This is a genomic window from Halorarum salinum, from assembly GCF_013402875.1.
Taxonomy (GTDB): Archaea; Halobacteriota; Halobacteria; order Halobacteriales; family Haloferacaceae; genus Halorarum; species Halorarum salinum.
Genome location: NZ_CP058579.1, coordinates 531,659 through 544,093 on the forward strand (window position 1 = coordinate 531,659; position 12,435 = coordinate 544,093).

The window sequence follows — 12,435 nt, forward strand, 5'->3', positions numbered from 1 at the left end:
GGTTCGTCCGTCGCCGGTGGGCCGTCGCCGTTCCCGCCCGGCCGAGCCGGATCCGCGTGGGTCAGCGGCCGCTGACCTCCGGCAGGCTGTCGCCGCCCCGGAGCCCGCCGGTGAGCGCGGTGCCGCCCGACTGGATGACGTCGAAGGCGGTCATCAGGTCGGTCCGGGAGATGAGCCCGACGAGGTCGCCGCTCGCGTCGATGACGACGAGTCGGCCGACGCTCCGGTCCTGCATCTCGTCGAGCGCGTCGAGCGCGTCCGACTCCGGCATCACGCTGGCGATGTCGGTCTCCATCACGTCGTCGACGGTGTAGGCGTCCCGCTCGACCTCCCGAACGCCCTGGGCGTCCTCGAGGGTGACCATGCCGACGAGGCGGCCGCCCTCCATGACGGGGTAGCCCGTGTGACGCTCCGTGAACATCCGCTCCATGAGCCCCGCGACGGAGGTGTCGGGCGTCACCGTCTTCAGCTCCTCGCGTGGGGTCATGATGTCCTCGACGGCGACGTCCTCGAAGGCGGCCCGGAGCACCGTCTGCTGGGCCTCCCCTGCGCCCGCGATGTAGATGAAGAACGCCAGGCCGACGACGATGAGGTCGCCGTTGAACAGCCCCCAGAGCCCGAGCAGGAACGCGAACACCTTCCCGACCTCGGCGGCGATCTTGGTCGCCTGGGCGTGCGGGCGGTTCCGCGCGAGCAGCGCCCGCAGCACGCGCCCGCCGTCCATCGGGAAGCCGGGCAGCATGTTGAACGCCGCGAGCACGACGTTCATCAGCGCCAGGTACGCGACGACGAACGCCACCTCCGGCGGGAGCGACAGCGCCCCGAACGCGACCCAGGCGATGACGCCGAGCAGGACGCTGACGACGGGGCCCGCGACGGCGATGGTCAGCTCCTGTCTCCAGTTCTCGGGCATCTCCTCGAAGCTCGCGACGCCACCGAACAGCCAGAGCGTGATCGACTCGATCTCATAGCCGAACCGCATCGCGACGAACGAGTGGCCGAACTCGTGGAGCAGCACGGAGACGAACAGCCCCACGGCGGCGGCGGTTCCGAGGACGAACGGGAGCTGTCCCCCGGTGAGCGCCGCGGCGTCGAGGGAGGAGCCGAGCACGTCGTTGATGAGTTCGGTGAACTGTCCGACCTGTGTCCCGATGATCCACGCGAACAGCGGGAGCACGAGCAGGAACGTCCAGTTCAACCGGACGGGGATGCCCGCGACCCGTCCCAGCGTGATTCCTCGCATGCGAACCCGTAGCAGTCGGGCAGGTATAAAGCCGGGCGTTGATGTGGGTGCGGAACCAGGGGGTCGTATGGTGGATTCGGAGCCAGCGGCCGAGGGGTCCGAGGTCGAACCGGTCGTGAAGCGCGCCGGGGACGTGGAGTACGCCGACGTCGGCGCGGCCGACGGGATGTCGCGGGGCGTGTTCCTCGACGAGTCGGACGGCGCGCCGAACTTCGCGCTCCGGCGGTTCGTGCTCGACCCCGGAGCGTCGGTCCCCGAGCACACGAACGAGGTGGAACACGAACAGTACGTGCTGTCCGGAGAGTACACCGTGGGAATCGGCGAGGAGGAGTACACGGTCTCGGCGGGGGACGCGCTGCTGATCCCGGCCGGCGTCGTTCACTGGTACGGGAACGACTCCGAGGAGGAGGGGTCGTTCGTCTGCGTCGTGCCGAACGGCGACGACGCGATCGAACTGGTGGATTCCGCCTAGGTTCCCGGTAGCGGTGACGAAGTGACCTCGAAAGCGCCCGGCCCGTTTCGGTCCCACCCTGCCGGATGGTCCGACCAGCGTCGTGTCTGCTTCCCCGCCCCTCCCCGGCGGGCGCGGCTCCCGGCGCCTCCGGCGCCGCTCGCGGTGCGCCCGCCGCATCCCCCCGACCATCGACCAGCAAACGTCACGTCCGACTACCCACGGCATGCACGTTCGGTAGTCGGACCCGCGTCGCTCGGCCGAATTTCGGCAGGGTGGGACTGAAAGGGGCCGCGGCTCTCGGCGAACCGCGGGCCCTCAAGCACCGCAGGAGTGAGGGCGAAGCCCGAACGACGAGGAGCGCAGAGCGGTCCGCGGAAGCCGAGAGCCGCGGCCCCTTTCGAGCCGTTCCGACCAGTCCCGAAGACATTACGAAATCCATCAACGACCCACGAGCAGAAGCCGAACGCCTGAAATAACACACCCGCCTACGAACCCCCAACGACGTGTCCGAACAACTCCCGCAGGTCGAGACGCTGTTCCTCCACCAGCAGGGCGACGAGTTCGCCGTCGCCGTCCGCCGGGGCGGCGAGCGGCGGCTCCGCGGCGTCCTCGAACTGAAGGAGACCGACGCGGGTCCCCGCCCCCGCCGGTTCCGGGTCAAGCGCGGCTCCGACGAGGAGCCCCGACAGCCCGACCAGTTCGTCGACCTCGCCAGGGCGGCCGAGCGCATCCGCATCTCCGAGCAGACCGCCCGGAGCGCGCGAAAGCGGCTCGACGAGATGCTCGACGCCTACCAGCTGGAGGCCGTGCAGGTGCGCACCTGCCGGTACTGCGCGAACGACGGGCGCTACTCGCCGATCACCGAGGAGACGGCGGTGAAGGCCGACCGCGACTTCATCTGCCGGGACTGCGCGACGCGGGAACTCGAGCGCGAGCTCTCCTACAAGGGCCAGTTCACCGGCGCCGCGCAGGACCGGCTGGAGGAACTCCTGCTCGAGGTCGGCGACCTCGACCGCATCACGAACCTGCTCCAGGGGAACCTCGACCCCGACCTCACGAAGTTCGACACCATCTCCGCGACCGTCGACGAGATCGACCCGGTCAGGACGGACGAGCTGACCCTCCACCCCGCGCTCCAGGACCGCACCGAGGACCGCTTCGAGGAGCTCCTCCCGGTCCAGAGCCTCTCCGTGCGCAACGGCCTGTTCGACGGCGACGACCAGCTCGTCGTGAGCGCGACGGCGACGGGCAAGACCCTGGTCGGCGAACTCGCCGGCGTCAACAACGCCCTGAACGGGAACGGGAAGATGCTCTTCCTGGTCCCCCTCGTCGCGCTCGCGAACCAGAAGCACGAGGACTTCGAGGACCGCTACGGCGACGTGCTCGACGTGACGATCCGCGTCGGCGCCTCCCGCATCAACGACGACGGGAACCGGTTCGACCCGGACGCCGACGTCATCGTCGGCACCTACGAGGGCATCGACCACGCGCTCCGGACGGGCAAGGACATGGGCGAGGTCGGCACCGTGGTCATCGACGAGGTCCACACCCTCAAGGAGGAGGGCCGGGGCCACCGCCTCGACGGGATGATCAGCCGCCTGAAACACTACACCGAGCGGCGGAACTCGCCGGCCCAGTGGGTGTACCTCTCGGCGACCGTCGGCAACCCCGCGTGGCTCGCCGAGAACCTCGGCGCGACCCTGATCGAGTTCGAGGAGCGCCCGGTGCCCATCGAGCGCCACGTCACCTTCGCCGACTCGCGCGAGAAGCTTCGCCTCGAGAACGACCTCGTGAAGCGCGCGTTCGACGGCAAGTCCTCCAAGGGCTACCGCGGGCAGACGATCGTCTTCACCAACTCCCGCCGCCGGTGTCACGAGATCTCCCGGAAGCTCGAGTACTCCTCGGCCCCCTACCACGCCGGCCTGGACTACAAGCGCCGCAAGACGGTCGAGCGCAAGTTCGGGAACCAGGACCTCGCCGCAGTCGTCACGACCGCCGCGCTCGCCGCCGGGGTCGACTTCCCGGCCTCGCAGGTGATCTTCGACACGCTGGCGATGGGCATCGAGTGGCTCTCCGTCCAGGAGTTCGAGCAGATGCTCGGCCGCGCGGGCCGGCCGGACTACCACGACGAGGGCAAGGTCTACGCGCTCGTCGAACCCGACGCGGTCTACCACAACTCGATGGAGATGACCGAGGACGAGGTGGCGTTCAAGCTGCTGAAGGGCGAGATGGAGGACGTCCGGACGGTGTACGACGAGTCGAGCGCCGCCGAGGAGACGCTGGCGAACGTCGTCGTCGCCGGCAAGCGCGCGAAGGCGCTGAACGACCGGATGCTCGGCGACGTGCCGACGACCCACGCGGTCGGCAGGCTGCTGGAGTGGGAGTTCATCGACGGCCTCTCGCCGACGCCGCTCGGCCGGGCAGTCACCCGGCACTTCCTCGCGCCCGACGACGCGTTCCGCATCCTCGACGGCATCCGGCGGGGCGCGACCGCGTACGACGTCGTCGCGGACATGGAACTGGCCGACCAGGAGCTGTAGCGAAGGGGCCGACCGATAGCGGGGGCGACGGATAGGGAGGGACGACGGGTGACGAACGGCCTACGGGTCGAACTCCCCGTCGACGATGCTGGCCCCGAGCCTCGCCACGTACTCCGTCCACGCGCCCTTCCCGGACTCGCCGCTCGCATCCAGCCGGTGCCGGTACAGGTCCTCCCAGACCGTCGCGAGTCCGAACGCCGCGTGCGCCAGGAAGAACCGTTCGTGCTCGAACGGGATGCCCGTCCGCTCCTCCCAGCGGGCCACCAGTTCGCGCCTGTCGGGGCCGCCCGGTTTCGCGGAGAACGGACAGAGCCCGGACCCGTTGACCGCCTCCAACCCCCGCATCGCGTCCCTCGAGTAGCTCCCCTCGAGCGCGTCGAGCGACGGCGTCGGGTCGCCGTCGTCGCGCCACCGCAACAGGAGGTAGCCCAGGTCGGTTCGCGGATCGCCGAGCGTCGCGGTCTCCCAGTCGAGACCGCCGGCGAGTTGGGGGTCCTCCGTCCCGGCGAACAGCACGTTGCCGGGTCTGTAGTCGCCGTGGACGAGTGCCGTCACCGGCTCCGAGGGCGGGTTCTCCCGAAGCCAGTCGCCGACCGAGCGAAGCGTCGGGAGGTCACGGCCCGTCACGTCCGTCGCCGCGTCGAGGCGGTCGGCGGCGCGAACGACCTGCTCCAGCGGCGGTTTCCGCTCGCAGACGCCCTCGAACGGCTCGACGTCCAGCGTGTTGATGTCGGCGAGCGTGTCGGTCAGGAGACGGGCCACCCGGCTCCGGGCGCCCGGGTCGCGGAACCGCTCGGGGAGGTCGGTCCCCAGCGGGATCGGCTCGCCGTCGAGGTGCGTGGTGACGACGAACGCGTCCCCCACGATCGAGTCGTCCTCGCGGAACAGGACCGGCGTCTGCGTCGGTATCGCGGCGTCCTGGAGCCTCTGTAGCACCCGATACTCCTGCTCCAGGTCGTTGAACGGGTCCGTCTTCCGCAGCCCGTTCGGTCGGTGCAGAACGTACGCCCGCTCGTCGTCGGGGGTCGAGATCGCGACGATCAGGTTCAGTTTGTCGCTGAGCACCTCCGTGTCGGTCACCTCGACGTCCAACTCCGTCGAGAGGTACGCCGCGAGTTCGGCGCGATCGACGCCGTGCCCGACCCCGTCCATACCCCTCCGACCGCGTCGCCCGGAAAAAGGCTCCCGGTGGTGTGGGACGGCGTTGCGGTCGCGGTCGACGTGCCCCGCCGCCCCGTTTCGATCCCGTGTCCGTTCAGTCGGAATCCGTCCTGATCCGTCCCGACCCCGTTCCCACACCCTTTTGCCGTCACCCATCGTCCGACCGCCCGTGCCGGTCGCCCCCGAGATACTGCTGATACTCGTGCTCGTCCTCGGGGTGCTGGTGCTGTTCGTGACGGAGCCGGTTCCGGTGGACGTCACGGCGCTCGGCCTGCTGGTCACGTTGCTGCTCGTCGGGCCGGTGTCGACGGCGCTCGCGGACGCCGGCCTCGTCGCCGGGTCGGTCGAACTCGTCTCCGTCGAGGAGGGGCTCTCGGGGTTCGCGAACGCCGCGACGCTGACGGTCCTCGCCATGTTCGTCCTCAGCGAGGGCGTCAGGCGGACGGGCGTCGTCCAGCGGCTCGGCGCCCTCATCTCGCGGCTCACCGGGGGCGACGAGTCCCGACAGCTCGGGGCGACCATCGGGCTCGTCGGTCCGGTCTCCGGGCTCATCAACAACACCGCCGCGGTCGCCGTGCTCCTCCCGATGGTGACCGATCTCGCCGACCGCGGGGGGACCTCACCCTCGAAGCTCCTGCTGCCGCTGTCGTACGCCTCGATGGTCGGCGGGACGCTCACGCTCATCGGCACCTCGACGAACATCCTCGCCTCGGACCTGTACGCCCGGCTCGCGCCGGAGGCGATCGCCCGCGAGTTCCGCATGTTCGAGTTCCTCCCGCTCGGCGCCGTCCTGCTGGTCATCGGCTCGGTCTACCTGCTCACGGTCGGCCGCTGGCTCACGCCCGCGAGGATCGAACCGCGCGCGGACCTGACCGAGGAGTTCGAGATGGCCGAGTACCTCACCGAGGCCGTCGTCCGGGCGGACTCCCCCCTCGTCGGACGGCGCGTCGAGAGCGTCCTCGAGGACACGACGTTCGACGTCGACCTCGTCCAGCTCATCCGCGACAGGCGCGTGTTCCTCGAGCCGCTCGGGCAGAAGGAGATCCAGGCCGGCGACGTGTTCGCCGTCCGCACCGATCGGGCCACGCTGGTCGACCTGCTCGACGTGGAGGGGCTCGACCTCGTCCCCGAGGCGACCGTGGCCGAGGAGGACCTCGAGGCCGCGCCCGGGCCCAAGAACCTCGTCGAGGTCGTCGTCGCCCCCGGCTCCTCGCTCGTCGGAGAGTCGCTCGCGACCGCGCGCTTCCGGCAGCGCTACGACGCGACGGTGCTCGCGCTCCGGCGCGGCGGGGAACTCATCCGCCAGCGGATGGACGACGTGCCGCTCCGCGTGGGGGACACGCTGCTCGTGCAGGCGTCGGCGGACTCGCTCGAACGGCTCGACGCCAACCGGAACTTCATCGTCGCCCAGGAGGTCGAACGCCACGACTACCGCGAGTCGAGGACGCCGGTCGCCGTCGGCATCGTCGGCCTCGTCGTCGCGCTCGCCGCGCTGGGCGTCATGCCCATCGTCGTCTCCGCGCTCGCGGGCGCGCTGGCGATGGTACTCACGGGCTGTCTCCGCCCGCCGGAGGTGTACGAGGCGGTCCAGTGGGACGTCATCTTCCTGCTCGCGGGCGTCATCCCGCTGGGCATCGCCATGGAGTCCTCGGGCGCGGCGGGACTGCTCGCCGACGCGGTGGTCGCCGCCGGCGACGTGCTCCCGCCGCTGCTCCTGCTCGGCGTCTTCTACGTCGTCACGGCGCTGCTGACGAACGTCGTCTCGAACAACGCGAGCGTCGTGCTGATGATCCCCGTCGCCATCGAGGCGGCGGAAACGCTCGGCGCGAACCCGCTCGCGTTCGCGATGGCGGTCACCTTCGCGGCCAGCACCGCGTTCATGACGCCGGTCGGCTACCAGACGAACCTGTTCGTCTACGGCCCCGGCGGGTACAAGTTCACGGACTACGTGCGCGTGGGCGGGCCGCTGCAGGCCATCTTCGCCGTGGTGACGACGATCGGCGTGGACTACTTCTTCGGGTTGGGGATGTAGGACTCGGCGGTCGGCGAGCGGTCGGAACGAAACGCTTACCCACAGTTCGACCTCAAGAATAGACGCAAGGGACCGTGGGGTAACCTGGTAACCTTCGAGCCTTGGGTGCTCGTGCTCTTAGTTCAAATCTGAGCGGTCCCACTTTCCGCTGCCGACGGACCCGGACGGTCCGTGGTGTCCCTCGACCGGGTTCGCATCGCCGTTCGTCCCGTCACGTGTGTAGAAATGCGAACACGACCCAGTCCGCCCGATGGGTCCGCTCGACGAACTGGCAACACACGAGAAGGGCGATCACACCGAAGCCGTCGTGATTTCGGAACTGAAACGACGGGGAGTATCGGTGTGTGCCCCGTTCGGAGACAACGACCGGTACGATCTCATCGCCGAGTCCGCGGAGTCCCTGTTCAGGCTACAGGTGAAAACCGGCTGGCTTCGTGAGGTGGTGGTCGAATTTAGCGGTCAATCACAGCACGTGAACGCCGCCGGGAACACATACAAACCGTACGAGGACGACGTCGACTTCTTCGTCGTCTACTGCCACGAGCTCGATTCGATGTATCTAGTAGCGGAGGACGCGTTCGACACCGGCTAGCTCGCCACCCCCTCGAACCCCCCTTCAGTTCCGGTGGAAGGCGATACTTCTTACCCCGGGAGGCAGTAACTCCGTCCCAATGAGCCAGATGGAGCGCCAGGAACTCGACCAGTTCCTGAGTTTCTACCGCACGTACTACGGCGACGACATCGCGTCGCTCGCCCAGCGGTACCCCAAGGAGCAACGCTCGCTCCACGTCGAGTACGACGACCTCTACACGTTCGACGCGGACCTCGCCGAGCGCTACCTCCAGCACCCCGAGGACATGCAGCGCGTGGCCGAGGAGGCCCTCCGGACCTACGACCTCCCGGTCGACATCTCGCTCGGGCAGGCCCACGTTCGGATGCGCGGCCTGCCGCGCGAGCGCACCATCGACATCCGAAACATCCGGGTGCAGGACGACCACATCGGGTCGATGGTCGCCGTCCAGGGCATCGTCCGGAAGGCGACCGACGTGCGCCCGAAGGTGACCGAGGCGGCCTTCGAGTGCCAGCGGTGCGGGACGATGACCTACATCCCGCAGGCCGACTCCGGGTTCCAGGAGCCACACGAGTGCCAGGGCTGTGAGCGCCAGGGGCCGTTCCGGGTGAACCACGACCAGTCCGAGTTCATCGACTCCCAGAAGCTCCGGGTCCAGGAGTCGCCCGAGGGGCTGCGCGGCGGGGAGACACCCCAGAGCATCGACGTGAACCTCGAGGACGACGTCTGCGGGGCGGTGACGCCGGGCGACCACGTGACGGTCGCGGGCGTGCTCCACATCGAGCAGGTCACCTCCGGTCAGGAGAAGACGAACATCTTCGACCTGTACATGGACGGCGTCTCGGTCGTCATCGAGGACGAGGAGTTCGAGGACATGGACATCACCGACGAGGACAAGGAGGAGATCTACGAGCTCTCCAACCGCGAGGACATCTACGAGGAGATGGTCGGCTCCATCGCGCCGTCCATCTACGGTTACGACCAGGAGAAGCTCGCGATGATCCTCCAGCTGTTCTCGGGCGTGACCAAGCACCTGCCCGACGGCTCGCGCATCCGCGGCGACCTCCACATGCTCCTCATCGGGGACCCCGGCACGGGGAAGTCACAGATGCTCTCGTACATCCGGCACATCGCGCCGCGCTCCGTCTACACCTCCGGGAAGGGTTCCTCCTCGGCCGGTCTCACCGCCGCAGCGGTCCGCGACGACTTCGGCGACGGCCAGCAGTGGACCCTGGAGGCCGGCGCGCTCGTACTGGCTGACAAGGGGATCGCCGCCGTCGACGAGCTGGACAAGATGCGTTCGGAGGACCGCTCCGCGATGCACGAGGGGCTCGAGCAGCAGCAGATCTCCGTCTCCAAGGCCGGCATCAACGCCACCCTCAAGAGCCGGTGTTCGCTGCTCGGCGCGGCGAACCCGAAGTACGGCCGCTTCGACCAGTACGAGCCCATCGGCGAGCAGATCGACCTCGAACCGGCGCTCATCTCCCGGTTCGACCTCATCTTCACCGTCACCGACCAGCCCGACCCGGACCACGACGCGAAGCTCGCGGAACACATCATCACCACGAACTACGCGGGCGAGCTGAACACCCAGCGCGAGAAGGTGACGAACTCGGAGTACACCTCCGAGGAGGTCGAGAACGTCACCGAGGAGGTCGCGCCGGTCATCGAGGCGGACCTGCTCCGGAAGTACATCGCGTACGCGAAGCGGAACTGCTACCCGACGATGACCGACGAGGCGAAGGAGGCCATCCGCGACTTCTACGTCGACCTCCGCTCGAAGGGCGCCGACGAGGACGCCCCCGTTCCGGTCACCGCCCGGAAGCTGGAGGCGCTCGTCCGGCTCTCGGAGGCGAGCGCGCGCGTTCGCCTCTCGGACACGGTCGAACGCCAGGACGCCGATCGCGTCATCGAGATCGTCCGGTCGTGCCTGCAGGACATCGGCGTCGACCCCGAGACGGGCCAGTTCGACGCGGACGTGGTCGAGACGGGCACCTCGAAGACCCAGCGCGACCGCATCAAGGGGATCAAGGACCTCATCTCGAGCCTCTCGGAGGAGTACGACGACGAGCCGGGCGCACCCGTCGAACAGATCCTCGAACGGGCCGACGAGGTCGGCATGGACCCGGACAAGGCCGAACAGGAGATCGAGAGCCTTCGCCGGAAGGGCGAGGTGTACGAGCCGCAGAACGGCTACATCAGGACGACGTGATGGATCGGATCTCCGCGCTCCGGAACGTCGAAGACGCCCTCAGGGAGTTCGAGGAGGGCGAGGCCGACCTCGCGGAGACCGAACGCCGCGTCGGCACCGTGCTCCGGACGTTCGCGACCGAGTTCGAGACGCCGGGGAAGCGAGCGTACCGCGCCGTCGTCGGCGGGAGCGACGGGGGCGACGCCGATGCGGGCACCGTCGTCGTCGCATCCTCGCCCGCGGAGGCCCGCGAGCGCGCCGGGACGCTCGCCGACCGGGACCCGGCGGAGGTGACCGTCGAGCCCCTCGAGTGACCGGGAATAGCAAACGACTTATTACATAGTAATCACATATACCGACAGAGTAGTGGGGGTTTACAGGTGACCGAACGCCAACTCGAGCACGACATCAGGGGCCGACTTTCGGACGCAGCGACGGTGCTGCTCCTGTCCCCCTCGTTCACGGAGGGCCAGGGCGACCTCTGTGCGGATCTCCTCGTCCCGAGAGAGTCGACGGGACAGAACGCGCTGTGGGTGTCCTACACCAAGTCCCCCGACGAGCAGGTCCGCCGGTTCCGGTCCCACTCGGCGGGCACGCCGCGCGACGTCGGCGTCATCAGCGTCGACGACGCCGCCCGGTCGGCGACCGCCGCGGCCGGCAACGCCGTGGGGGCGGCCGGCGCCGGGACGGCGGGCGGGCCCGGGGCCACGACGGAGACGGTGACCAGCCCCGGCGACCTGACGGGACTCGGCATCCGCATCACCGAGTACCTGCAGCGCTGGCGGAACGCCGACGGGCGGACCGTCGTCTGTTTCGACTCGCTCACCGCGATGCTCCAGTACGTGGACCTCGAGACGGCATACCAGTTCCTCCACGTTCTCACCGGACGGTTCGCGACGGTCGACGCGTTCGCACACTTCCACATGGATCCGACCGCACACGACGACCAGACGGTGGAGACGATCGTCTCGCTTTTCGACGCCGTCGTGGAACTCGACGACGACGGCGCCACCGTCCGCACGCGCTGACGACAGCTTTATTTTCGATAGCGGATCAGCCGTAACCATGATGCTGGTCGTGGCCCACTCGGCCGGGGCGCGGACGACCCTCCGGAACGTCTGCCGGACCCACGGGGACGTCGTCCGCCAGCGGTTCGGTCGCGCCGCGCTGCTGTCCGAGACGGAACTGGGCGCGTTCCTCGCCTGCCGGCTCCGGGCCAAACACGGCGCGGACGTCCAGGTGGAGCGGACCGAACCGTTCAACGAGTTCCGGTCGGTCCGGCCGGCCGTCAGGGAGGCCGCGACGGCCTACGAGGGGCGCGATCACCCGAGCACGCCGTACGCGAAGTTCGCCGCGGGGACGGTCCACCCGGACACGGACGCGATGGCCGGGACGGAGCTTTGAGGTTCGAGCTGGACGGCCGGGTCCACGCCGGCCGCGCGGTCGACCTGCGGGGAACCGACGCCACGACGGAATCGGTCCTGGAGGCGCTGGAACTCGACGCGGACGACCCGCTCGGGGCCGTCACGGCGGACCCGCCGTCGCTCGTCCGGACGCTCGCCCGCGCCGCCCGTTCGCGGGGACACGGAGCGCCGCAGGACGACCGGATCGCGGAACTGCGGGATCGACTCGCGGACCGCGACGCCGTCGCCGGAGTCGACGGCCCCGACCCCGCCGGTTCCGCCGCCGCCACCGACCTCGCGACGGCGCGCGAGCGGGCCGCGGAGGCGGCGGCCGACGTGGACATGCTGCGCGAACGGGTCGCGGCGGCCCGTGGGCGACTCCAGGCGGCCCGCGAGGCGGGGACCGACGTGGACGAGCGGGCGGAGGAACACGCGGCGGCCGCGCAGGACCTCACCGACGCCGAGACCGACCGGGTTGCCGCCGAACAGGCGCTCGAGGCCGCGACCGAGCGGGCCAGGGAACGCCGGGTGGAACGCCGCCGGACGCTCCGTCTGCGCGACGAACTGGGGAACCGCGAACGGGAGGCCAGACGCGCGCTCGCCCGTGGGGCGTACCGGGAGTTCTCGGCGACCCTCGAACGGGTCCCCGGGAAGGCGCGACCGGGGGACGGACCGACCGAGTTCGAAGGCGACCGCGTCACGGCACACCTGGCCGCGGTCGCGCTCGCGGACAGGGGAGCGCCGGTCGTGCTCGCGGTCGACCGCTTCGAGGGGCCGGCGGCGGCGGCGACGCGGCTCGGGGTCCCAGTCGTCCAACTTTAACCCCGAAGCCGGGGCCAA

The 12,435-nt window shown here is 69.5% G+C and carries 11 protein-coding genes and 1 tRNA gene; 10 read left to right on the forward strand and 2 right to left on the reverse strand.

The features are described from left to right. Nucleotides 1–61: 61 nt before the first annotated feature. The gene (locus HUG12_RS02490) at nt 62–1,243 is read right to left on the reverse strand and encodes a M50 family metallopeptidase (RefSeq protein ID WP_179267257.1); all 1,182 of its coding nucleotides are present in this window, start codon (nt 1,241–1,243) and stop codon (nt 62–64) included. A 67-nt stretch (nt 1,244–1,310) separates the two neighbouring features. On the opposite strand from HUG12_RS02490, the gene HUG12_RS02495 reads away from it, so the two are divergent. Beyond that, nucleotides 1,311–1,715: a cupin domain-containing protein gene (locus tag HUG12_RS02495; protein WP_179267258.1), complete on the forward strand. Its 405-nt coding sequence runs from the start codon at nt 1,311–1,313 to the stop codon at nt 1,713–1,715. 485 nt (nt 1,716–2,200) lie between these two features. After that, nucleotides 2,201–4,237, forward strand: coding sequence for a DEAD/DEAH box helicase (locus HUG12_RS02500; RefSeq protein WP_179267259.1), 2,037 nt, complete (start codon nt 2,201–2,203; stop codon nt 4,235–4,237). A 60-nt stretch (nt 4,238–4,297) separates the two neighbouring features. Here the strand turns inward: HUG12_RS02500 and HUG12_RS02505 are convergent, their stop codons facing one another. Then, nucleotides 4,298–5,389 carry a phosphotransferase family protein gene (locus tag HUG12_RS02505; protein ID WP_179267260.1) on the reverse strand — a complete coding sequence of 364 codons (1,092 nt, stop codon included), beginning with the start codon at nt 5,387–5,389 and terminating at the stop codon, nt 4,298–4,300. A gap of 178 nt (nt 5,390–5,567) precedes the next feature. Between HUG12_RS02505 and HUG12_RS02510 the strand changes: the two genes are divergently transcribed. The 8 genes from HUG12_RS02510 to HUG12_RS02545 all read left to right on the forward strand — a co-directional run bounded on the left by HUG12_RS02510 (nt 5,568) and on the right by HUG12_RS02545 (nt 12,417). Then, nucleotides 5,568–7,430 carry an SLC13 family permease gene (locus HUG12_RS02510; protein WP_246308127.1) on the forward strand — a complete coding sequence of 621 codons (1,863 nt, stop codon included), beginning with the start codon at nt 5,568–5,570 and terminating at the stop codon, nt 7,428–7,430. A 68-nt stretch (nt 7,431–7,498) separates the two neighbouring features. After that, a tRNA-Pro gene (locus HUG12_RS02515) sits at nt 7,499–7,571 on the forward strand. Nucleotides 7,572–7,680: 109 nt separating this feature from the next. After that, complete coding sequence (locus HUG12_RS02520; protein WP_179267261.1) at nt 7,681–8,022, forward strand: group I intron-associated PD-(D/E)XK endonuclease; 342 nt, start codon at nt 7,681–7,683, stop codon at nt 8,020–8,022. A gap of 79 nt (nt 8,023–8,101) precedes the next feature. Further along, nucleotides 8,102–10,213, forward strand: a complete 2,112-nt coding sequence (locus HUG12_RS02525; protein WP_179267262.1) for a minichromosome maintenance protein MCM — start codon at nt 8,102–8,104, stop codon at nt 10,211–10,213. Beyond that, on the forward strand, nt 10,213–10,506 hold the full coding sequence (locus HUG12_RS02530; RefSeq protein ID WP_179267263.1) for a DUF7854 family protein: 294 nt from the start codon (nt 10,213–10,215) through the stop codon (nt 10,504–10,506). The genes HUG12_RS02525 and HUG12_RS02530 overlap by 1 nt, the downstream gene beginning before the upstream one ends. A 66-nt stretch (nt 10,507–10,572) precedes the next feature. Continuing rightward, entirely contained in the window at nt 10,573–11,220 is a 648-nt protein-coding gene (locus HUG12_RS02535) for a DUF7504 family protein (RefSeq protein WP_179267264.1), read from the forward strand. A gap of 37 nt (nt 11,221–11,257) precedes the next feature. Then, nucleotides 11,258–11,596 (forward strand): DUF7855 family protein, encoded by a 339-nt coding sequence (locus HUG12_RS02540; RefSeq protein WP_179267265.1) that lies wholly within the window; start codon nt 11,258–11,260, stop codon nt 11,594–11,596. Beyond that, complete coding sequence (locus HUG12_RS02545) at nt 11,593–12,417, forward strand: DUF7856 family protein (protein WP_179267266.1); 825 nt, start codon at nt 11,593–11,595, stop codon at nt 12,415–12,417. Before HUG12_RS02540 ends, HUG12_RS02545 begins: the two co-directional genes overlap by 4 nt. Nucleotides 12,418–12,435 lie beyond the last annotated feature (18 nt).

Bases quoted from the DNA above. Each gene is read 5' to 3' on its own strand.
- HUG12_RS02495 (WP_179267258.1), top strand. From the start codon at position 1,311: ATGGTGGATTCGGAGCCAGCGGCCGAGGGGTCCGAGGTCGAACCGGTC.
- HUG12_RS02525 (WP_179267262.1), top strand. From the start codon at position 8,102: ATGAGCCAGATGGAGCGCCAGGAACTCGACCAGTTCCTGAGTTTCTAC.
- HUG12_RS02530 (WP_179267263.1), top strand. From the start codon at position 10,213: ATGGATCGGATCTCCGCGCTCCGGAACGTCGAAGACGCCCTCAGGGAG.
- HUG12_RS02540 (WP_179267265.1), top strand. From the start codon at position 11,258: ATGATGCTGGTCGTGGCCCACTCGGCCGGGGCGCGGACGACCCTCCGG.
- HUG12_RS02520 (WP_179267261.1), top strand. From the start codon at position 7,681: ATGGGTCCGCTCGACGAACTGGCAACACACGAGAAGGGCGATCACACC.
- HUG12_RS02490 (WP_179267257.1), bottom strand. From the start codon at position 1,243: ATGCGAGGAATCACGCTGGGACGGGTCGCGGGCATCCCCGTCCGGTTG.
- HUG12_RS02505 (WP_179267260.1), bottom strand. From the start codon at position 5,389: ATGGACGGGGTCGGGCACGGCGTCGATCGCGCCGAACTCGCGGCGTAC.